The 20,420-nt window shown below is 35.2% G+C and carries 21 protein-coding genes; 5 read left to right on the top strand and 16 right to left on the bottom strand.

Features of this window, described 5'->3' with window-relative positions:
* Nucleotides 1-47 precede the first annotated feature (47 nt).
* Together ABH960_RS26555 and ABH960_RS26550 are read right to left on the bottom strand one after the other, a co-directional pair.
* A complete protein-coding gene (locus ABH960_RS26555; protein WP_000654250.1) occupies nucleotides 48-164 on the bottom strand; it encodes a DUF3948 family protein in 117 nt (38 codons plus the stop codon).
* 35 nt (nucleotides 165-199) lie between these two features.
* Nucleotides 200-310: a DUF3948 family protein gene (locus ABH960_RS26550; RefSeq protein ID WP_001058532.1), complete on the bottom strand. Its 111-nt coding sequence runs from the start codon at nucleotides 308-310 to the stop codon at nucleotides 200-202.
* Nucleotides 311-783: 473 nt separating this feature from the next.
* Here ABH960_RS26550 and ABH960_RS26545 point away from each other — a divergent pair, with 473 nt between their 5' ends.
* Nucleotides 784-1,656 (top strand): Cof-type HAD-IIB family hydrolase, encoded by an 873-nt coding sequence (locus ABH960_RS26545; RefSeq protein WP_071744529.1) that lies wholly within the window; start codon nucleotides 784-786, stop codon nucleotides 1,654-1,656.
* Nucleotides 1,657-1,838: 182 nt separating this feature from the next.
* Here ABH960_RS26545 and ABH960_RS26540 read toward each other — a convergent pair whose 3' ends face one another.
* The 5 genes from ABH960_RS26540 to ABH960_RS26520 form a co-directional block, all read right to left on the bottom strand.
* Complete coding sequence (locus ABH960_RS26540) at nucleotides 1,839-2,804, bottom strand: ABC transporter ATP-binding protein (RefSeq protein ID WP_404449380.1); 966 nt, start codon at nucleotides 2,802-2,804, stop codon at nucleotides 1,839-1,841.
* The gene (locus ABH960_RS26535) at nucleotides 2,801-3,781 is read right to left on the bottom strand and encodes an ABC transporter ATP-binding protein (protein ID WP_404449378.1); all 981 of its coding nucleotides are present in this window, start codon (nucleotides 3,779-3,781) and stop codon (nucleotides 2,801-2,803) included. The genes ABH960_RS26540 and ABH960_RS26535 overlap by 4 nt, the downstream gene beginning before the upstream one ends.
* Before the next feature lie 10 nt (nucleotides 3,782-3,791).
* Nucleotides 3,792-4,712 (bottom strand): oligopeptide ABC transporter permease, encoded by a 921-nt coding sequence (gene opp4C, locus ABH960_RS26530; protein WP_404449376.1) that lies wholly within the window; start codon nucleotides 4,710-4,712, stop codon nucleotides 3,792-3,794.
* A gap of 12 nt (nucleotides 4,713-4,724) precedes the next feature.
* Nucleotides 4,725-5,681 (bottom strand): ABC transporter permease, encoded by a 957-nt coding sequence (locus ABH960_RS26525; RefSeq protein WP_061689743.1) that lies wholly within the window; start codon nucleotides 5,679-5,681, stop codon nucleotides 4,725-4,727.
* A gap of 107 nt (nucleotides 5,682-5,788) precedes the next feature.
* Complete coding sequence (locus ABH960_RS26520; protein ID WP_404449373.1) at nucleotides 5,789-7,516, bottom strand: ABC transporter substrate-binding protein; 1,728 nt, start codon at nucleotides 7,514-7,516, stop codon at nucleotides 5,789-5,791.
* A gap of 348 nt (nucleotides 7,517-7,864) precedes the next feature.
* Between ABH960_RS26520 and ABH960_RS26515 the strand changes: the two genes are divergently transcribed.
* A complete protein-coding gene (locus ABH960_RS26515; protein WP_000369259.1) occupies nucleotides 7,865-8,062 on the top strand; it encodes a hypothetical protein in 198 nt (65 codons plus the stop codon).
* Nucleotides 8,063-8,077: 15 nt separating this feature from the next.
* Here ABH960_RS26515 and ABH960_RS26510 read toward each other — a convergent pair whose 3' ends face one another.
* The 7 genes from ABH960_RS26510 to ABH960_RS26480 form a co-directional block, all read right to left on the bottom strand.
* Nucleotides 8,078-9,223, bottom strand: a complete 1,146-nt coding sequence (locus ABH960_RS26510) for an ABC transporter permease (RefSeq protein WP_219300614.1) — start codon at nucleotides 9,221-9,223, stop codon at nucleotides 8,078-8,080.
* An 11-nt stretch (nucleotides 9,224-9,234) separates the two neighbouring features.
* Nucleotides 9,235-10,431, bottom strand: a complete 1,197-nt coding sequence (locus ABH960_RS26505) for an ABC transporter permease (RefSeq protein ID WP_219300616.1) — start codon at nucleotides 10,429-10,431, stop codon at nucleotides 9,235-9,237.
* A gap of 15 nt (nucleotides 10,432-10,446) precedes the next feature.
* Nucleotides 10,447-11,379, bottom strand: a complete 933-nt coding sequence (locus ABH960_RS26500) for an ABC transporter ATP-binding protein (protein WP_000960163.1) — start codon at nucleotides 11,377-11,379, stop codon at nucleotides 10,447-10,449.
* Between the two features lie 138 nt (nucleotides 11,380-11,517).
* Nucleotides 11,518-12,174, bottom strand: a complete 657-nt coding sequence (locus tag ABH960_RS26495) for a response regulator (RefSeq protein WP_063218196.1) — start codon at nucleotides 12,172-12,174, stop codon at nucleotides 11,518-11,520.
* Entirely contained in the window at nucleotides 12,171-13,364 is a 1,194-nt protein-coding gene (locus ABH960_RS26490; RefSeq protein ID WP_078185466.1) for a sensor histidine kinase, read from the bottom strand. Before ABH960_RS26490 ends, ABH960_RS26495 begins: the two co-directional genes overlap by 4 nt.
* Nucleotides 13,365-13,517: 153 nt before the next feature.
* On the bottom strand, nucleotides 13,518-15,404 hold the full coding sequence (gene abc-f, locus ABH960_RS26485) for a ribosomal protection-like ABC-F family protein (protein ID WP_404449369.1): 1,887 nt from the start codon (nucleotides 15,402-15,404) through the stop codon (nucleotides 13,518-13,520).
* Nucleotides 15,405-15,528: 124 nt separating this feature from the next.
* The gene (locus ABH960_RS26480) at nucleotides 15,529-15,663 is read right to left on the bottom strand and encodes an RAxF-45 family protein (protein WP_404449367.1); all 135 of its coding nucleotides are present in this window, start codon (nucleotides 15,661-15,663) and stop codon (nucleotides 15,529-15,531) included.
* 420 nt (nucleotides 15,664-16,083) lie between these two features.
* Between ABH960_RS26480 and ABH960_RS26475 the strand changes: the two genes are divergently transcribed.
* A complete protein-coding gene (locus tag ABH960_RS26475) occupies nucleotides 16,084-16,212 on the top strand; it encodes a hypothetical protein (protein ID WP_002029408.1) in 129 nt (42 codons plus the stop codon).
* A 133-nt stretch (nucleotides 16,213-16,345) separates the two neighbouring features.
* A complete protein-coding gene (locus ABH960_RS26470; protein WP_404449365.1) occupies nucleotides 16,346-17,140 on the top strand; it encodes a DUF4931 domain-containing protein in 795 nt (264 codons plus the stop codon).
* 11 nt (nucleotides 17,141-17,151) lie between these two features.
* Here the strand turns inward: ABH960_RS26470 and ABH960_RS26465 are convergent, their stop codons facing one another.
* Nucleotides 17,152-17,685 carry a transglycosylase SLT domain-containing protein gene (locus tag ABH960_RS26465; protein WP_000713256.1) on the bottom strand — a complete coding sequence of 178 codons (534 nt, stop codon included), beginning with the start codon at nucleotides 17,683-17,685 and terminating at the stop codon, nucleotides 17,152-17,154.
* Nucleotides 17,686-17,933: 248 nt separating this feature from the next.
* Between ABH960_RS26465 and ABH960_RS26460 the strand changes: the two genes are divergently transcribed.
* Nucleotides 17,934-19,583: a DUF2334 domain-containing protein gene (locus ABH960_RS26460; protein WP_404449363.1), complete on the top strand. Its 1,650-nt coding sequence runs from the start codon at nucleotides 17,934-17,936 to the stop codon at nucleotides 19,581-19,583.
* Between the two features lie 31 nt (nucleotides 19,584-19,614).
* On the opposite strand, the gene ABH960_RS26455 is transcribed toward ABH960_RS26460, so the two are convergent.
* The gene (locus ABH960_RS26455; RefSeq protein ID WP_404449361.1) at nucleotides 19,615-20,385 is read right to left on the bottom strand and encodes a TatD family hydrolase; all 771 of its coding nucleotides are present in this window, start codon (nucleotides 20,383-20,385) and stop codon (nucleotides 19,615-19,617) included.
* Nucleotides 20,386-20,420: the final 35 nt, after the last annotated feature.

The following is a 20,420-nucleotide window of genomic DNA, read 5'->3' as shown; positions in this document are numbered from 1 at the left end:
CATATCTTTCATTCTCCCTTCATTTATCTTTTGTTACAAAACTTCTATTATACTAATACGCTTGATAGAAATACGATTAATGCTGTTAATACTACCGCTCCACTTGCTGATCCTACGAAGTCACCTTTTGTTACTTGTAATACTTGCTCTTTCATATCTTTCATTCTCCCTTCATTTATCTTTTGTTACAAAACTTCTATTATACTAATACGCTTGATAGAAATACGATTAATGCTGTTAATACTACTGCTCCACTTGCTGATCCTAAGAAGTCACCTTTTGTTACGTTTAATACTTGCTCGTTGTTCATATCATTCATTCTCCTTTTTTATAAGTTATCTATATGTAATTACTAAGAAATGATTAGTTCATAGTTTTCATGTTAACGTTACATTGAAATTAATTACGTAACGTTTGTAACAATAATGTAACATAACTATTATTACGTTGCAATATAATTACGTAAATTTTATTACACTTTTTTTACGTTTTTTTTAATAAACACTCAAAAACCTTGTTTTAATGCGTTTTCTACTACAATCACATTTGTAACACTAGTGTAACATTAAGGTCATAAAGCGAAATATAATATTATTCATCTCTATTTTGTTAAAAACCAAAGTGAAACTTTAATCAACGAGAGTTTCATTCCCTACTAATTATTCCCCTCACCAATCGCACTTTTACTAGAAATTAATGCGGGATAAAATACTATCTTTCCAAGATAAGTTTATATGTTTCCTCTATATAACTATGTATAATGGAAACAAAGAGGTGGTCATTTTGAAATTAATCGCACTAGATATGGATGGTACACTACTATCATCTAATCTTGAAATCTCCAAAGAGAACTTACAAGCTATCCAAACCGCAAAAGAGGCTGGTCATATTGTAATGATTTGTTCTGGCCGCGCGAAAGAGGATGCTTTGAAATTATTGGAAGAATATAAACTATCTCTTCCAGTTGGAGCAAGCAATGGGGCAATTGTTTATGTGGACGGAAAAGTAATTAACTCGCGTTGTTTACAAAATGATAAAGTATACAAGCTTGCAAAATTACTAGAATCTGAAGGTTTTCCATATAAGTTGTACACAAATAAAGGGGTTTATTCTCCTTATACATGGCAAGGTCAAGTTATGCAGGCATTCGAAGAAAATAAACATACACTAGATGTTACACTTGAGGAACTTGAAAGAATTACAGAAAAACAAAAGAAATCTAACTTAATTACTGATTTCCAAAAAATAGAAGATGTCGTAAATAATCCAGAATTAGAAATATCTAAATTCTTTATTTTGACATTTAATGCTGCTCATCGTTCGCAGCTATTGCAAACTTTACAAGAAGATACGGACATTTCAGTTACCGCATCAGCTCCTACTAATGTAGAAATTATGGATAAGCATGGTCATAAAGGGAACGGCCTACAAGAAATGGCAGCTTATTTCAATATACCAATTGAAGATACTGTTGCAATCGGTGACAACTTTAATGATGTGCCAATGCTACAAGTAGCTGGCTTATCAGTTGCAATGGGAAATGCCGAAGAAGATGTCAAAAAACTATGTGACGTTGTAACATTAACAAACAATGAACATGGTGTTGCTCATGCAATCGAGCAATTTGTATTGAAACAAACTTCATCTAGTAAATAAAGTTCAACTTTAATCAGAGGTGGGGTTCCTCTGATTATTAGTTGAACCAATCGGGCTTTTACGGGCAGTTAATCTCCCACCTAACTTCCCCGCATGTGTCGAATTTTCAGGTGGGAGTCTTACTGCCCGTTAATGCGGGGTAAAAAAAGGACTCTTTCACATTTTGAAAGAGTCCTTTTCTTTTACACATGATGACAAGCAACAAAATGATCTTCACCCAAATTACGGAATTCTGGTACATTCGTTTTACAAATATCTGTAGCAAAGGGGCAACGTGTATGAAAACGGCAACCTGATGGTGGATTTGCAGGACTTGGAATATCCCCTTCTAAAATAATCCGTTCTCGCTTAACTGTTGGATCCGGTATTGGCACTGCTGATAACAATGCTTTTGTATATGGATGAAGCGGATTCGCAAATAACTCATCACGTGGTGCTGTTTCGACAATAGTTCCTAAATACATAATTCCAATTTTCGTACATAAGTGCTCCACAACACTTAAATCATGTGAAATGAATAAATAGGATAATCCCTTTTTCTCCTGTAATTCACTAAACAAATTAATGATTTGCGCTTGAATAGATACATCTAATGCCGCAACAGGCTCATCAGCTACAATAAATTCTGGATCTAATACCATCGCCCTTGCAATAACGATACGCTGACGTTGCCCACCGGAAAACTCATGAGGGTACCGGTCAATGTGATACGGCGCTAAACCACATAACTCCAATACTTCTATCACCTTTGCACGGACATTTTCTTTCGTCGCTAGTCCGTGAGCCAACATTGGCTCACCAAGCGCTTCTCCAATTCTCATTCTTGGATTTAATGAGCTAAATGGATCTTGAAAGACGAGCTGCATATTAGGACGATGCTTTCTCAGCTCCTCATTTGATAAAGCATGAACATCTTGACCTTTAAATTTCACTTCACCTTCTGTTTTTTGAACGAGACGGAGAATTGTTTTTCCTATCGTCGTTTTCCCACTTCCAGACTCTCCTACAAGGCCAAACACTTCTCCTTTATCAATTGTAAAGCTTACCCCATCTACCGCTTTCACATGTCCAATCGTTCTACTAAATACGCCGCCCTTAATCGGAAAATACGTTTTTAAGTTCTTCACTTCTAATAATGGTTCACTCATTGCCCAGCACGCTCCTCATATAACCAACAAGCTACTTTATGATCCTCGTCATGCACATTAAGATTTGGCGCTTCATTTTTGCATATTTCCATGCAATGTTCACAGCGGCCACTAAAGTAGCAAAACTCATCTAAGCCAACTAAATTTGGAACTTGCCCTGGAATAGAATAAAGTTTCTCTGTTCGTTTCCCCATTACTGGTTTTGATTTCAGCAACCCTTGCGTATATGGATGTTTCGGATTTTGAAATATTTCTAGTACCGGTGCCTCTTCAATAACTTTTCCACCATACATAACAACAACGTAATCAGCCATTTCCGCTACAACACCTAGATCATGTGTAATTAATAAAATGGACGTTTTAAATTCCTCTTTTACTTGTCTTAGTAAGTCTAATATTTGCGCTTGAATCGTAACGTCTAGAGCTGTTGTCGGTTCATCTGCAATTAATAACTTTGGATTACAACTAAGTGCAATAGCAATCATAATACGTTGTAACATACCACCGCTTAATTCGTGCGGATAAGAATGGACAATTTCATCAGCACGAGCAATACCAACTTTACGAATTAATTCAATTGCTTTTTTGTATGCTTCGTTTTTGCTAAGTAGTTCATGCTCTCTTAACGTCTCAACAATTTGCTCTCCAACAGTAAAGACCGGATTAAGTGATGTCATCGGTTCCTGGAAAATCATCGCGATATCATTTCCTCTTAAACTACGAAGTTCTTTCTCTTTCATTCCTAAAAGACTTTTTCCTTCATAAAGAATGTCACCACCAACGATGCCGCCAGATTCAGCAATAAGTCCCATAATAGATAAAGCCGTTACACTTTTCCCGCAACCTGATTCGCCTACTACACAAACTGTTTCACCTTCTCGAACTGAAAAGCTAACATGATTGACAGCCTTTACTGTACCTTCTTCCGTCTGAAAGTGTGTTTGTAAATCCTTTAGCTCTACTACTGCTCTACTCATGCTTTCTCACCTACCGCTTCATCTTTGGATCTAATGCATCACGAAGTGCATCGCCAAGTATATTAATTGATACAACTGTTATAAAGATTGCAAAACCAGGCGGGATCCATAACCACGGACGCTTTTGGAAATCGATTAATGAGTTTGCTGCACTAATCATATTTCCCCACGATGGTGTAGGCGGGACAACGCCAAGTCCTAGGTAACTTAGTGCAGACTCACTTAAAATAGATCCTGCCACACCTAACGTCGCTACAACAATTAATATTGGAAAAACGTTTGGAATTAAATGATGGAGAATTTTACGAGAATCTTTTAATCCCAAGACGTCCGCTGCCTGCATAAATGCTTGCTCCCGCAGCGTTAAAATTTGACCTCGTACGAGGCGTGCAAGTCCTGGCCATCCTACTAAACTTAAAATAATCATTACGACATATAACCGATATTCTGATGGTAGTTTCCATTCTGATAAAATTGCCCCCATTATAATAAGCAACGGTAATCCTGGAATGGACATTAACACATCTGCAATACGCATAATTAGATGGTCTACAATGCCACGATAAAAACCAGCAATGGCTCCTAACAGAGCACCGAGTATAACAGATAGTAACATCGATGCTAAACCGATTGTTAATGAAATACGTCCTGCTTGCATAAGCCTAGTTAAAATGTCCCGTCCTAATTGGTCTGTTCCGAGCCAATGTGAAAGGTTAGGTGGTTTATTGATTTGCGTTACTTGTACTGTCCCCGAAGCATATGGTGAAAAGATTGGACCAATGAAACTAAATAAAAACATAAATATTAAAATGTATAAACCAAACAATGCCAACTTATTTTGCTTTATTTTTTTATAGGCTTGATGCCATGGTGATGATTCGTTTCTTTTTTTCGGTTCTTTCTTTTTCTTTATTGTTGTAATAGTCTCCATATCTTCCCCCCCTTACTTCAGTCGAATTCGTGGATCAACAAGCCCATATACAATATCTGCAAAAAAGTTCGCCATAATTGTTAAACAAGAAAGAAACATCGTAAATGCCATTAATACTGTATAATCACGAAAGTTCAATGCTTCTAATTGAATACTTCCAATCCCTGGCCAGTTAAAGATTTGTTCAATAATAATTGCGCCAGAAAATAAGCCTGGTAATTCAAACGCAAGTAAAGTAATCGCTGGTAAAATTGCATTTTTCAATGCATGCTTATAAATAACTTTTCTTTCTTTCAACCCTTTTGCACGTGCAGTACGAATATAGTCTTGTCTTACAACATCCAACATACCTGTTCTAAAATATCGTGTTAATGACCCTACACCGAGAAGCGTTAAAATAAATACAGGCAGAATCATATGACGTAATACTTCCAATATGTATGTGATACCTGTCGAATTACTTCCAATATCAATCATGCCGCCAATTGGTAATAAATTTAAATCAACTGCCAATAATTTAATTAAGAACAATCCTATAAAAAATGATGGGAATGACATTGCAGCAAAAACACCAATTGTTACAAGTCTATCAAACCATGAATGCTGTTTTGTTGCTGAAACAACACCAATTATAAGAGCAATAATCCAAGTGAAAAATAAAGCTGCAACTGCAACAATAAATGTATTCCAAATGAACTTATTAAGTAATGATGTTACTGGTTCTTGATATTGTAATGAGAAGCCAAAATCACCGTGCAGTGCGTTACCTAGCCAGTGAAAGTATCTTTCAATAATCGGCTTATTTAAACCATACAGTTCCCTTAATTCTTGAGCTCTCTCTGGTGTTAACTTTGGATTCGAATCAATATAATCACCTGGCAAGAGTGCAAATAAGAAAAAGATAATAATGGACGTACCAAACAATGTAGGAATCATTTGTAGAAACCTACGAATGATGTATGTTTTCACCTTTTGTCTCCCCAATCCTATTTACTTAAAAATAGAAGAACATTTTTTCAAAGCAGCGTTTATTCCTTGCTGTATGAAAAAATGTCTTCTATTATTTCAGTTAATCTTTATTTTTCAACTGATAGCACTGGTAAGTTAGAACTAATACCATCATATTTTTCTGGATTGATGCCTTGTATACGTGCATTGTGAGCGTAAAGTAGTTTACGATAGTTTAGTAAAATAACCGGTGGATCATCGCTTAACTCTTTATACAGTTCTTTATAAACTGCTCTACGTTTTTCAATATCTGTCGTCTCTATGCCTTTTACAATTAATTCATCAACTTTCGGATTACTATAACCTGTATCACTTTTTGGGTTAGTTGATAAGTAGTCACTTACCACTTCACTTGGATCACTAATTCCTGGTGTTGAAACCGCTGCTAAATCATAGTCACCTTTTCCCACTTTTGAAAGCATCGTATTAAAGTCCATTAGCTCTGGATTTATTTCAACACCGATTGCTTTGTAGCTTTCTTTTGCAATTGGAATAAAGATATCATTTGTTTTTCCTGTATTTGATGCGTAGTATGTTAATTTTAATTTTTGACCATCTTTTTCACGAACCCCGTCAGAACCTACTTTCCAACCAGCTTCATCCAATAATTTTTTAGCCTTTTCTACGTCGTATGGATATTTATTAATTCCTTCTTCCGTATATGCCCACGAAACTGGAGCAATTGGTACGTTAGCAACAGAACCATATCCTTGTAAAGCTGTATCAACATACTTCTTACGATCTAACCCATAAGTAAGTGCTTGGCGGACTTTCTTATCTTTCAAATATGGCTTCTTATTATTCACATAAATATAAGCGATATCACTAGAAGACTCGAGATTAATATTCGCAAAACCTAATCCTTTTAATTGTTCTATATTTTCAGGATTTGCTCTAAATCCACTATAATCTAGTTCACCTGTTTGGAATAATTGGAATCCAGTATCACCTGATGTTATTTTGTAAATAAAGTTTTTGATTTTCGGTTTTCCTGCATAATAATGTTCATTGGCAACAAAGCGAACTTCTTGACCTGGAACATATTTCTCAAATTTATATGGTCCCGCAGCAATTGGTTGCCCATACAACGCTTTTAAATAGTCTAAACTTGTATTTTGTTTATATTCTTTTCCATAATAAGCTTTTGATAACACTGACCCACCTAAAGCAGTTAGTGCCTGAGAATTAACTTTTTCAGTTATAATTTTAATTGTTTGTGGATTAACAACTTGAACTCCTTCAATAGAAGTTGCTTTTCCTTCTTTATATTCTTTCCCACCTTTAATGGCATACTGAGCAATATCCACCCCACCTTCATATGCTTTATCATGGAGTAGTGTTAATGTGAATGCTACGTCATCCGCTGTTAAAGGGGAACCATCACTAAACTTTAAATCTTTACGTAAATGGAATGTATATGTTAACTGATCAGCAGAAATATCCCATTTTTCTGCAAGGTCTGGAGCAGGTTTACCTTGTTTGTCTGTTGTTACTAATGATGCAAAAATAACAGACGTTACGTTTCCATCCCAACCATTCTCTTGGAAATATGGTAAGAAAACGCCTCCTGGCTTAGAAATAGCCGTGATAAAAGTGTCCTTCCGCTGATTTGCTTTTTCTGGACTTTTCTTCTTATCTGTAGCTGGAATTGTTTCAATCTTAGAGTCTTTTAAATCCTGTTTTTGCACTGGTTCTGTAGAAGCCGTATCCTCCTGTCCCCCACAAGCAGATAACACAAGCGAACTACTCAGTAATACCGAAAATACACCAGCCCATTTTTTTGTCTTTTTCTTCATTGTCCCCACCCTAACTTTTTTTTAATAATTACACCTTATGAACTGCTTGCCTAATGTATGCCTCCCACAGCAACATTTCATAGCCAATCGGAAAAGTCGGTTTTAAACGTAAAAAAAGATGTTTTTGAGGGGTAACAATCTTATTCCGACCTTTCCGGTAGACTTTATGGTTATTAGCTTATATCTTTCAGTATATTTTGTCAATTATTTCTATATAAATATTTTGAGAATTCTTTCGAAATTATTGATCAATCTTTAATTTAAATAAACTTAGCAAAAAATTCATTCTATTACCTAATAGTCCCGCATAGAATAATAACAATTAACTACCAAGAAGGGGGCGAAAATATGGACAACCTATTCCAATATGTCCTGCACTATGTGCTATTAACAATCATGATAGTCGGGGCGTTATTACTATTCCCTTTCTTCCCAAAGTTCGTCCTCTTTTTAGCTTTTTTTATTATGCTCGGGATCGCTATTATAATTTCAACAAGGGAAGATACCACACAAAAAGAAAGCAGAGTTCAGCGCGTAAAGCTGTAACTCTGCTTTCTTTTTTCAGTCATAACGTATTCTTGTTAAACCAATTACGAAAAATACTCCTGCAAATAAAATGAGTATACCAATATATACTCCTATATCTGCTAATGTACCTCCCCTTACAATTAACTCAGTAAAGCCACGCATCGCCCACGTTTGCGGAACAAAATTTGCCGCCGCTTGCATCCATGAAGGCTCAATTTCAATTGGCCAATAAAGACCACTAATCATACACGTTGAAATTACAACGATATTCCCTAGTGCGGACTGCTGTTCTGTTGTTTTCACGATACTTGCCAATAATAAAGCTAGACCAATAACCGCTAATAGCAATACTGAAACGAGTGTAATAACCCCTAATAAATTTCCCCACTGCACATCAAATAATGAATGCGTTAATATCATTAAAACACCAAATTGAATCCACCCTATTAAAAAGAAGGAAAGGATATATCCTGCTAGTATTTGAACTTTTGAAACTGGTGCCCCTAATAAACGAGACCAAACACCAAGTTGTCTAGCTTTCAAAATGGTTCCCGTCGCACTTAACATGACAATCATGACGAATAGAATTGAAAAACCTGCCGCTCGCCCTGTAACGTTATTTAACTTTTGATCATCGTGTAAAATCAATTCTTTTTGAATCGAAACAGGATCTATTTTTGTATAAATTGTTTCATACATCGTTTCCCACGAAGTGTTACTTTTCTTCTCAAAATCTCTTGCTGCACTAACTTCTATCTCCATCTTTTTTAATGCACTTGCTAATACTTGCTCTACAGAAGTTCCACCCGTAAAATCAGCACTGGCTTGAAATTGGATATTTTCTACTTTTCCATCTAGCATACTCTTTTGAAAATCTTTCGGAATGATGATTATACCAGATGATTTCTTATCTTCGATCCTCTGTGTCCCTTCCCTATACGTTACCTTTTCTATAGAAATTAAATCACTTTTCTTTATTTCCTCATAATACTTGCCAGATAATACAGAACCATCTTTATCTACTAAACTAACATTTACTTTCTCATTCCCACTTCCGCCTAAAAGTCCACCGAAAATGAGTGTAAAAATAATAGGCATTCCAAACATGAGTATATAACTTTGTGGCTTAATTAAAATTTGTTTTAATTCTAGCCAACAAAGCGCCCAAACTTTCTTCATCATTTCCCCTCCTATCTCGTACGTAAACGTAACGTTCCAATCATAACGGAGATAATTCCTGCACTACATAAACTTAAAATGACAGGGAATAGCACATCCCAAGATGTTCCCGACATAATATTTAAGAAGCTCGTAAGTGCCCATTTATTCGGAGCAATATTCGCAACTGTTTGAAGTGTATCGGGAAATACGTAAATCGGTAACATTGATCCTCCTAATATAGCTAGTATTTGAATACCGATTCCCCCCATTAAATCTGCCGTTTTTTCCTCACGAATAAAAGCGGCGATTAACATAGATAAACCAGAAACACAAATTGCATAAGAAATTCCCAACACTACTATTTGAGACACATCTGCGCCCCATTCCACATGAAACATAAAGTGTGTAGCAACTATAAATATTCCAAATTGTATACAGGCAAATAGTAATGTACCTAAAAACTTCCCGAATAAAATTGAAAATGAGCTCGTCGGTGTACTGAACAAACGCGCCAACGTTTCAGTTCGTTGCTCTGTTACAACTGACTTTGCACCTACTGTTATGTTATATAGTAAAAACATGACTAACATTGCTGCTGCATAATATTGCATCGCTGCAACTGTTTTTTTGCCTACCGTTCCTTTTTGGATGTTACCCACACTTGCAGTTGCTATCGTCTGTAGACTTCCACTTACCTCTTTTGCAACTTGTGCTACATCACTCTGCTGAGATTTTGCTAATTCTGTTACAACACTTTTAGTAGATACTGCGACTGTTTGAACACGTTCTGAAAAAGAGCGGATCATTGACTCAGCAATTTTTGCTTGTATATCTTTTGATGGGTCTATAAGCACCTTTGGTTCTTTTAATTTTCCATCTTGTACTTGTTCGCTCCATTTATTTGGGATGACAATTCCTACATCGATTTTCTTTCCCTTTAACATATCTTCAAGCTCTTCCTGAGAATTAACTACCTTTACTTTCACATCATCTTTTATTTCTTTAGATTGCAATACATCTTTTTGAAAGACATCTGCAAACTCATCCGTTCCCTCTTGATAATAGCCAATTACTGTTTTCGGTAGTCCACCACTCTCAAATACATTACTTAATGCTGAACCTAAAATGGCCGTTAATACAAGTGGCATAATTAACATCATCATAAATCCGCGCCGATCAATTAAACGGATTTTTAAATCTTTCCATGCAATAATGAAACTTCTCATCTCGTACTAACCCCCTTAATCACGAAGTGAACGTCCTGTTAATTGTAAAAAAAGTGCCTCTAAATTCGGTTCTTTTACTTCCAGTTTTAAAATTTGAGCTTTGTTTTCAACAACTTCTGAAACAACTATGCCAATTGCCTCGCCACCATTTAGTCCAATATCAATCGTGCTACTATCTTCGTCAAAAATAATCCGCTCAACAACAGGTAGTGCCTTCAACTTTTGTAGCAGTTCCGTACTGTAGCGATTTAATTGCAATTTCACCATAAACCCATCTGTTAGACGATTACATAGCTCTCTTTTCGTTCCTAGTGCAATTACCTTTCCATGATCAACGATGGCAATTCGCTCACATAAATACTCAACTTCTTCCATGTAATGACTCGTATAAATGACCGTCATACCTTTTTCATTTAACTTTTTAACAGTCTCTAAAATATGATTTCTCGATTGCGGATCAATCCCGACTGTCGGTTCATCCATAATTAATAACTCTGGTTCGTGCATAAGTGCTGCACCAATATTAATACGCCTTTTCATTCCACCTGAAAATGTTTCAATTTTATCTTTTCCCCGATCCTGTAAACCGACGTAAGCTAACACTTCCTCTGCCCGCTCTTTTGCAACTTTTCCATTTAAACCGTACATCTTTCCCCAGAAGATTAAATTTTCCTTTGCTGAAAGTGTCGGATACAGCGCAATGTCTTGCGGGACAATACCGATTTTCTTTTTCGCTTCTAATGGATACTCTTTTACAGATTTCCCACCAACTTTTATATCACCACTATCGTATGGAATTAACCCGCAAATCATTGATATCGTCGTTGATTTCCCCGCTCCGTTTGGTCCAAGCAACCCAAATGTTTCACCTTTTTTCACTTCAAAAGAAACATTCTTTACGATTTCCTTCTTGCCAAATGATTTCGTAATATGATCTATGACTAACATATTGATTCAGCCCCTTTGTATTCATCTACACTTTCATTGTAGAAAAATTTCTTTTCTTCTCCATCAGCCTTAAGATAGAAATACAAAATAAAAAAGCAGCAAATTCCGCTGCTTTTTCACACTTATATATGCCAAAAGTCATGTGTACATCGTGACGCCATACCTTACTGCGTATATCGCAGCTTGTGTTCGATCTCTCAGTTCTAGCTTACTAATCAAATTAGAAACATGATTCTTAACAGTTCCCTCGGTAATAAATAGCTTTTCGGCAATCTCTTTATTATTTAACCCCAGTCCAATTGCTCTTAAAACATCTACTTCTCGCTCAGTTAATTGTTTTAGTTGTTCTGGTGGGTTACACTCTACTGCCACTTTCGTCTTTTTTAATTCCTCTATAATTTGCGCTGTTATATCCTGAGGAAGCACAACCCCGCCACTATGCACCGTTAAAATTGCTTGCGCGATTGCATCTGTCTCCATATCCTTCAATAAATAACCACTCGCTCCTTGCTCCAATGCTTCAAAAATAAGCTCACTATCATTGAATGTCGTCAACATAAGAACCTTTATATGAGGGAACTGTTCTCTAACTAAACGTGTTCCTTCAACACCATTCATACGAGGCATCCGAATATCCATCAAAATAATTTCAGGATGTAGCTCTTTCACTTTTTGTATCACTTCGTCTCCATCCGTAGCCGTTCCCACTACTTCAAGTTCTGGTCGTAAATTTAATAACATCGCTAAACCATCGCGAATGAGTGATTGATCATCAACAATCATAATGCGAATCATACCGTTCCCCCTATTACCCATGTTTTCTCCTGAAGCGGAAATTCAATCTGTAACTGGAAGCCTTTTTCTATCTCACTCTCAAATTGAATAGTTCCACCATGTTCCTCTACACGTTCTTTCATATTAAGTAAACCAAAACCTGGACTTACCTCGTTGACTCCCACACCATTATCCGAAATACAGAGTTTAACTTGTTTCATTGAACAAGTTAAACTCACTTCACATAAACTGGCTTTCCCGTGACGTTTTGCATTTGTTAAAGACTCTTGCATAATACGAAGTAATGTAGGATGTAGCGACAATGGAATTGTAACAGGATCTCCTTGCAATCGAAAAGATGCTTGTACTTTCGTCATTTTAGAATATTCATTCAACATTCCACGCATATTTTCTACTATGTTTCCTAGTTTGCTTTCCTCTTTTAAAGCATGAACAGAAGCTCTTACTTCTTGAAGTGACTTTCTAGCCAGTTCATAACATGTATGTAAAACCGTTTCTGTCGTATCCGAGTTTTGCTTCCATAGCGCTTCCGCTAGTTGCAACTGCACAAGCAAAGCTGTCATATTATGACCCACGGTATCATGAATTTCTCGGGCAATATCATTTCGCTCCCGAACCGCCGTCAATTCCTCTACCTCTTTGGCATATAGCCTTAATTGTTCATGTGCTTCTTTTAAAGCTGTATGAGATAATGCTAATTCCTCATATTGCTCATCTACCATTTTCCGCGCAGCTGTAAGTTTTTTTATTAAGTTTCCAGCTAAAGCACTGAAAATGATAAACATAAAGTTAATTGCATTACTCTCCAATTCCAGACTCTCTGTATGTTGATACGTATGTAGTATATTTATAAACCAACAAAGAAAGAAAAAAGCGATAAAAAAATAAGTCATCCTTTTACGCCAATCATGAATAAATAATCCTACCGCATCAATTCCAAATATAATTAAATATAAACATGTCTCGGGAAATAAAAACCCTAATAACGCTGTGACAATACCATTTGTGAGCAAGGTATAAAAAACAAGTTTCCTACTCCCTTTTGCTTTTACAAGCAAGATATGATTCACAATATAAATAAAAAGTGCAATACCGACAAAAATTTGTAAATTTTCTGTTTCACGTGAAACATGATTTGCGTAAACTAAGCAAATCATGACGATTGTAGCAATCCGCGCATATCCTAACATAAAATTCTCCCCACGTTTTAGTGACCTAAAGTTCATTCTCTTATCACATTAACAAGAAAATTATACCGATTTTTCTACTTTCATTATACTAGAAAGAGCAAGCCCTCCCCAAAAATATGAGAAAACAACTTGCTCTTTTTCATTCTATTTTCTTTACTCCACAATATTCTCTAACTCATTATATAACTCCGCTCGCAAAAACTCGTTTTTCGTTTTTTCTTCATACAATTGTTCAAGCATTTCAACATCAACTACATGTTCCATTTTACATTCAAGTGCATATATATCTTCTTCTATATGCATTAACTCGTTTTCAACTTCCTCTAAATTCCTAGACTCCTTCTTTTTTATAGGCATTACTTTTAACACTTTATTCCCTTGCTGTTGCTGCTTCTGTTTTGCTACTTGTTTCTCAATTCTTTCTTCCCACTTTTGACGAGCCCATGCATAGTTCCCTGCAAACTCAAATAATTTGTGCTCATCAATCCAATATGTTTTTTCAAATAACTTATTTAAGAAATAACGATCATGTGAAACAGCTAAAATAGTCCCATTATATTGTTCAAGGGCCTCCTCTAAAACTTCCCTTGATTCAATATCAAGATGATTCGTCGGTTCATCTAAAATAAGAAAATTAACATCTTGATACATAAGTTGCGCGAGTCTTAACCTCATTTTTTCTCCGCCGCTAAGTTGCGTTACTTTCTTAAAAACAGCTGGACCATAAAATAAAAATCGCGCTAATATATGTCTTGCTTCTCCCTCTGTTACAGCCACGCAATCTCTGAAAGCTTCCAATACATTGTTCTTCATATTCCCGTACGCATGTTGCGATAAATAACCGATTTTCACACTACTACCAATTCGAATTTCTCCAGCATCTTGCTGCATTTCTTTTAGTAATAGTTTTAATAGCGTAGTTTTTCCTGTACCATTACGTCCAACGATAGCTGCGCGCTCCTGAAAACGAAGATGCAAATTTACTTTCTCAAATAAAGATCGTTCAGCAAATCCTTTACTCACTTCTTTCATTACAACAACATCTTTCCCGCTTCTCTCTTGCCCTTCAAACTGAAGTCCCATCTGTTTTCTATCCAAAATGGGTCTCTTTAGTTTCTCTATACGCTCTAATGCACGTTCCATATTTCTCGCTCTCTTATGCAATCCTTCATTCGGCGGATTCGCTTGATTTGCCCATTCACGTAGACGCTTAATTGCTTCTTTCATTTTCTTTATTTTCTTTTGCTGTTCTTGATACGCTTGAAATTCTTGAAGCAGCCTTTCTTCCTTTTCCTCAACAAACTGTGAATAGTTCGTATGATATACGTGAATTTCTCCATCTTCTAAATCAAAAATTTTCGTTACAACTTCATCAAGGAAATAGCGATCGTGCGAAATGACCATAACTGTTCCTGTATATTCTTTTAGAAATTGCTCTAACCACTCGACTGCAAATAAGTCCAAATGATTTGTTGGTTCATCTAACAAAAGTAGATCTGGTTTCTGCAATAGCATATACGCAAGGCTTACTTTTGTTTGTTCTCCACCACTTATCTCCATAAATGACCTTCGAAATAGTTCCGTCACCTGTAGACCATTTGCTACCTTCATAATATTCGCTTCTATTTCATAACCACCGAGAAACGCGTACCTTTCTTGAATTACTCCGTATCTCTCCATCAATTTTTGTAAAGCAGATGATTCCTGTTCTTCTGCCATATTTTTTTCTAAAGCATGCATTTCTATCTCCAACTCTTTTTCCTTTTTAAAAGCGGAGCTTAATACATCATATACATTCATTTCATTATTGAATTTTGGAATTTGTGCTACATGACCGATGCATGTACCTTTCTTCATATGAATGGCTCCTGCATCCAAACTCTCCATTCCTGTTAGAAGCTGAAAGATAGTTGTCTTCCCACTACCGTTACGACCAACTAATCCAATACGTTCTCCATTCTTTATTTCAAGCGATATATTTTCAAATATGATGTTTCCACCAAAAGATTTCTTTACATTATTTACACTACAAATTGTCATTTTCCGTACTCCTTTCAATATAAAAAACCATGGGAAAGAAACATTCCCCATGGTTTTTGTCATAGAAAAAGGAAGCCAAATAGCTCCCTTTTCACACGTTTATCAAAAATGGGTGAAGAGACTTCTATCGTTCAATAGCTACTATGCAATTGTTAAAAAAGGGCATACGTATCCCGTTAACAACTACATCATGAAAAATCGCACGACAAATATAGATATAATCTAAAAATTTTGCGTGCGTAGCTAAAGAACATTTCATCTCATTCACTCCTTTCGTACGGAATTTAATACTTACTTCTTTATTATACTTCCCCGATTTATGTTTGAATAGTCATTTTTCTGAAAATAATGAAGATAGACTAAACATTTCAATAAGTGACATCAAATCTTACAAAACTGTTATGTTCACGTAATGGAAAGCGATAGTACGAAAAGATGCCTCCCTATACAATAAAGATATAAACAAGAGAGACAAAAACAAGGAGGAAACAATCATGATGAAAGAACTCGTAAAAGCAATCTTTGAGGTATTAGTGAACGGACAAGCAGTTGTAAAAGAACTAAACGAACTATAAAAAGGAGTGAAGGAATATGATGAACATGGTAAAAATGATCTTACATGCTTTAGTTGATGCGAAAGCAGTTAGCCAAGAATTAAACCAACAATAAAAAGGGGTATATGAATATGAAGAAAGCCATTATTGTAATCGCAAGTACAGCAATTGCCTTATACACAATAAAAAATAGAAAAAAGAAACAAAATGAAAATGCTCTATATTATCCATACACACTATTAAAGAAAAAATAAAAGACAAGGTACCCTATTGCAATGAGGATATCTTGTCTTTTATTTTTCCCTATTCCCTTTAAAGGATTTCCTTCTCCTTTTCCCGAATGTATTAAGCGGGATTTTTACATATATTTTAAAGGGGCATATACAAATGGATACACAACAACTATATTTTTTAAACGATATCGGTAAACAAAAACCAGAAAGCATTCGGAACAGAAACACTGCATGTCCTTTTTGTGACAGAAAAAATTTAACGGATATTTTAGCAACTGAGGGCTCTATTATTTGGTTGAAAAATAAATTCCCTACATTAAAGGATACCTTTCAAACCGTGCTAATCGAAACAGATAATTGCGAAGACCATATCGCAACATATACAGAAGAACATATGAGAAAACTAATTCGCTTCTCTATTCTCCATTGGTTAAACTTACAGGAAAATGAAGAATTCACTTCTGTGATTTTATACAAAAATCATGGTCCATTTTCAGGCGGAAGTTTGCATCATGCACATATGCAAATTATCGGAATGAAACATGTAGACTATCTTGAAAATATTGAGGAAGCAAATTTCCAAGGGGTAATTGTTCAAAAAAATGAACGCATTGAACTCAACATTTCAGAGCGTCCTATTATCGGCTTTACTGAATTTAATATCATCATTGAAGATATTGCATTTATAGATGAAATGGCCAATTATATTCAGCAAACTGTACGTTACATACTGACAGATTTCCATAAAGGATGTAGTAGTTATAACTTATTCTTCTATCACTTAAACAGGAAAATCATTTGTAAAGTTGTTCCTAGGTTTGTCGTTTCACCGTTGTATGTAGGATATAAAATACCGCAAGTTTCTACAAAACTAGAAGATGTGAAAATACAACTAGCGCAGTATTTCACGAAAGAAAAGGATGAAATTATTCATAAAAAAACAGAGTAGGTATAGAAAACCTACTCTTTGATTACACCTTTATTTCGATAGTATACATCCTCTAATCCGATGTTATACTTCATATTGTTATCCGTCCACTCTGGTCCTAAATTCCCTGGCCATCCAGATGTATTCGCTATATATTTCAGTAATGCAAAATCAGTCAAACCTTTTTGCACCCCGCGCTTATAACCTTTCATTAAATGCGGCATTGCAATTTGCGCATTTGTACGTGGATCTTTCAGCTCTTCATCAGTTAAATGATCTGGCGCAAGCCCACCACCGCGGTGTAATTGAAACAATCCGAATGAAGTTCCGTTATCTCCAACACTTCTTGGATTTAACCTACTTTCATGTTCGGCAATTGTAAGAGGTATCCATTCCGGAAGGTTTACTTTCTTTGCTTCCTCTATAATGATTTGTTTCATCTGTTTTGCTTCTTCTGAATCAACATAGCTTGTTTCATTCATTAGCTTACCCATTCCTTCAGACTTTCCTTGGAAATATAAATACACTCCAAGAACAACTAAAAATCCTACAAAGAATTTCTTCACTACCTCTACCTCTTTCTCCGCTGAAATTTGTCCCCTTTCAGCCTTCCTTTTACAATTACCAACACTCTATCATTCTCTTACCTTTCAATCATAGCAAATTACTATACATATTATCATCATGCTTTAGACCGATTTTGCGAAAAAACATATGGTAAATACGTGCAAAAATGTAACTTACATGGACTATAACTTATTTCTTGTATATAATTGTAAATTGAATTCTATATATAGAATAGGAGCATAAATAAATGAAAAGAACTCTACTAATCTTTTTCAGCATTTTACTACTCATTCCTATACATACCTCTGCACAAACATCATCAAAATCAAAAGTACTCGTTTTGTATAGTACAGAAGACAACAAAATTACAAACAATGTACAAATCCTTAATACTCAGTTAGGGCACTTTACAAAAAATATAACAGTAAAAAGCTTAAAGGAAGTAAAGGAAAGTACTGAATCATCTTCTTATACACATATTGTTTATATCGGAGAGAAAAAAGAAGATTTTTCTATTGCAGCAAAACAATTTCTAGAAAACTTCTCAGGTCCCATATTAGTTTTAGGACAAAATGTTGAACAATTATCTAATCGCTTTTCTTTCATTACCTCGAAAGAAACCGATATACGAATTCACACTATAGAATATCCGACTAACCAGTTAAAAAATGAATTACATGAAGAACGCTTAATGAAGAAAATTGAAACAAAAGGAACAACTCTTGCTTACGCCTTGAGTGCTGATGGAACTCATCCGTTAATCATTCAGCAAGGAACATCCTATTATGTTGCAACTCCAAACCTTTTCGATTGGATGTCTCATTACGTCGGTGAAATGTTATTTTCTTATTTCGGACAAAAACCTGAAACAAATAAAACTTCAGCTTATTTACGCCTTGAAGACGTTCATCCAGCTGTAGATGTAAAGCAATTAAAAGAAATCGCTGAATTACTAAAAGAGAAAAAGCTCCCTTATATGATTACGGTTATCCCTGTTTACAAAGATCCAGACACAGGAAAAACAGTACATTTAAAGGATAACTCTGAATTAATCGATGTTTTACACTTTATGCAAGATAATGGTGGCTCTATCGTTATGCATGGTTACACACATCAGTTTTATGATAGTGAAACTGGCGAAGGTTTTGAATTTTGGGATGTAAAAACAGATCAACCAATTCGCCAACCGAACCATGAAAAACCAAAGACAAAAGAAGATTTTCATTCTACAGAAGACTATAATAAATACGTAGAAAACGGAAAATCCTTCGAAGAAAAATATATTAAAGATCATATTGAAAAAGGGATTACAGAGCTTGTAGAAGCTAAATTATATCCAGTTGCCTTTGAAGCTCCGCACTATACAATGTCTCAAAAAGGATATGAAATACTATCACAATATTTTTCAACTTATGTAGGACAAATACAACTAAACGATACAACTTGGAAATCAATGCACTCACCGGCTTATATAAGTACACCGTCATTTTTACATGGGATGAAATTAATTCCTGAAACTGTTGGCTTTATTGAAGAAGGTAAGCCACAAGCTATAGCAAAAATGAAAGAACGTGCTTTATCTATCACTAAACTATCTGATGGAATTATCGGTGCATTTTATCATCCTTACTTGGGCGTTGAACCATTAAAAGAAGTATTAAAAGAACTAGAAAGTATTCCAAACATAGAGTGGATTGATTTACAAAAAGAAACGAATGAAGTAAAAATGAAAGATATTCATATTACTACTAATAAAGACGGCATTCACGTTAAAAAACCAACAAGTGCGAATGACATAATTGATTATATAAAACAATATGGGTTCTTCCTTATAATTGGGTTCATTATAATTGTCTTTCTTTTATTATTAAGACGTGCGAAAAAATTAGAGTCATAAAAAAACACCAAGAGAGATGCTTGGTGTTTTTTTATGACTCACTAACTTTATAAAATCGCACCGTATTCGCATATATTTGCTCAGTAACTTTCTCTACTGATATTTTTTTTATTATACTAATTTCTTGTAATACATCTTTTATCATATAAGGATGTGTCATCGTATCCTTCTGAAATTCCCACGGCCCATCTGTTTCTACCATCATATATTCAAGCGGATAATACGAAACTATTTTTCTAATTTTCTCCTTATGTAAAACATCCGGTGTGATAGAAATATAATAACCGTTCCTCATCATCCGTTTCATTGCCTCTTCACTTCCTTTAAACCAATGAAAGTGTGCACGCGAAACTTTATATTCTTCAAGTAAACCACATACAGTGTCAGTATCTTCATAAACCGCATGCAATATAATTGGTAAATCGTATTTACTAGCTAGTTCCACAAACTTTTTTAACACCGCTATGTATGGATCAATAGCAATATTTTCATCTTCTTTCCTTAAATAATATGGCAAGCCCACTTCACCAATCGCAACGATTTCCTCTACATGATCTTCAATTAATTTATAAATTTGCTCACATTCCTCTTTATGAATCGGCTGCTCCGGATGAAAACCTATTGCTGGATGTACAAAAGGATATCGCTTTGCTAAAGATAAAGTTTCTAGACATGATTGATAATTCATAGATACTGCAATAAGCCCTTGTATCTCTTTACTGTTTTCCACATCTATAAATAATCTACTTTTCTCTTCATTCTCATATTGATCAACATGTATATGGCTATCAATCAATTTCATCTTTATGCCCCCATAAAAAAAACAAGAAAGGGTCT

The sequence above is a fragment of the Bacillus sp. RC252 genome (assembly GCF_044909215.1).
GTDB classification, from domain to species: Bacteria; Bacillota; Bacilli; order Bacillales; family Bacillaceae_G; genus Bacillus_A; species Bacillus_A mycoides.
Note: the sequence above shows the minus strand (reverse complement) of the source record. Positions and strands in the feature narration are given on the sequence as shown.

Coding starts and splice junctions, on each gene's coding strand:
- ABH960_RS26555 (WP_000654250.1), bottom strand. CDS start 164: ATGAAAGATATGAAAGAGCAAGTATTACAAGTAACAAAAGGTGACTTC.
- ABH960_RS26550 (WP_001058532.1), bottom strand. CDS start 310: ATGAACAACGAGCAAGTATTAAACGTAACAAAAGGTGACTTCTTAGGA.
- ABH960_RS26540 (WP_404449380.1), bottom strand. CDS start 2,804: ATGAGTGAACCATTATTAGAAGTGAAGAACTTAAAAACGTATTTTCCG.
- ABH960_RS26535 (WP_404449378.1), bottom strand. CDS start 3,781: ATGAGTAGAGCAGTAGTAGAGCTAAAGGATTTACAAACACACTTTCAG.
- opp4C (WP_404449376.1), bottom strand. CDS start 4,712: ATGGAGACTATTACAACAATAAAGAAAAAGAAAGAACCGAAAAAAAGA.
- ABH960_RS26520 (WP_404449373.1), bottom strand. CDS start 7,516: ATGAAGAAAAAGACAAAAAAATGGGCTGGTGTATTTTCGGTATTACTG.
- ABH960_RS26515 (WP_000369259.1), top strand. CDS start 7,865: ATGGACAACCTATTCCAATATGTCCTGCACTATGTGCTATTAACAATC.
- ABH960_RS26510 (WP_219300614.1), bottom strand. CDS start 9,223: ATGAAGAAAGTTTGGGCGCTTTGTTGGCTAGAATTAAAACAAATTTTA.
- ABH960_RS26505 (WP_219300616.1), bottom strand. CDS start 10,431: ATGAGAAGTTTCATTATTGCATGGAAAGATTTAAAAATCCGTTTAATT.
- ABH960_RS26500 (WP_000960163.1), bottom strand. CDS start 11,379: ATGTTAGTCATAGATCATATTACGAAATCATTTGGCAAGAAGGAAATC.
- ABH960_RS26495 (WP_063218196.1), bottom strand. CDS start 12,174: ATGATTCGCATTATGATTGTTGATGATCAATCACTCATTCGCGATGGT.
- ABH960_RS26490 (WP_078185466.1), bottom strand. CDS start 13,364: ATGTTAGGATATGCGCGGATTGCTACAATCGTCATGATTTGCTTAGTT.
- abc-f (WP_404449369.1), bottom strand. CDS start 15,404: ATGACAATTTGTAGTGTAAATAATGTAAAGAAATCTTTTGGTGGAAAC.
- ABH960_RS26480 (WP_404449367.1), bottom strand. CDS start 15,663: ATGAAATGTTCTTTAGCTACGCACGCAAAATTTTTAGATTATATCTAT.
- ABH960_RS26475 (WP_002029408.1), top strand. CDS start 16,084: ATGAATATGAAGAAAGCCATTATTGTAATCGCAAGTACAGCAATTGCC.
- ABH960_RS26470 (WP_404449365.1), top strand. CDS start 16,346: ATGGATACACAACAACTATATTTTTTAAACGATATCGGTAAACAAAAA.
- ABH960_RS26460 (WP_404449363.1), top strand. CDS start 17,934: ATGAAAAGAACTCTACTAATCTTTTTCAGCATTTTACTACTCATTCCT.
- ABH960_RS26455 (WP_404449361.1), bottom strand. CDS start 20,385: ATGAAATTGATTGATAGCCATATACATGTTGATCAATATGAGAATGAA.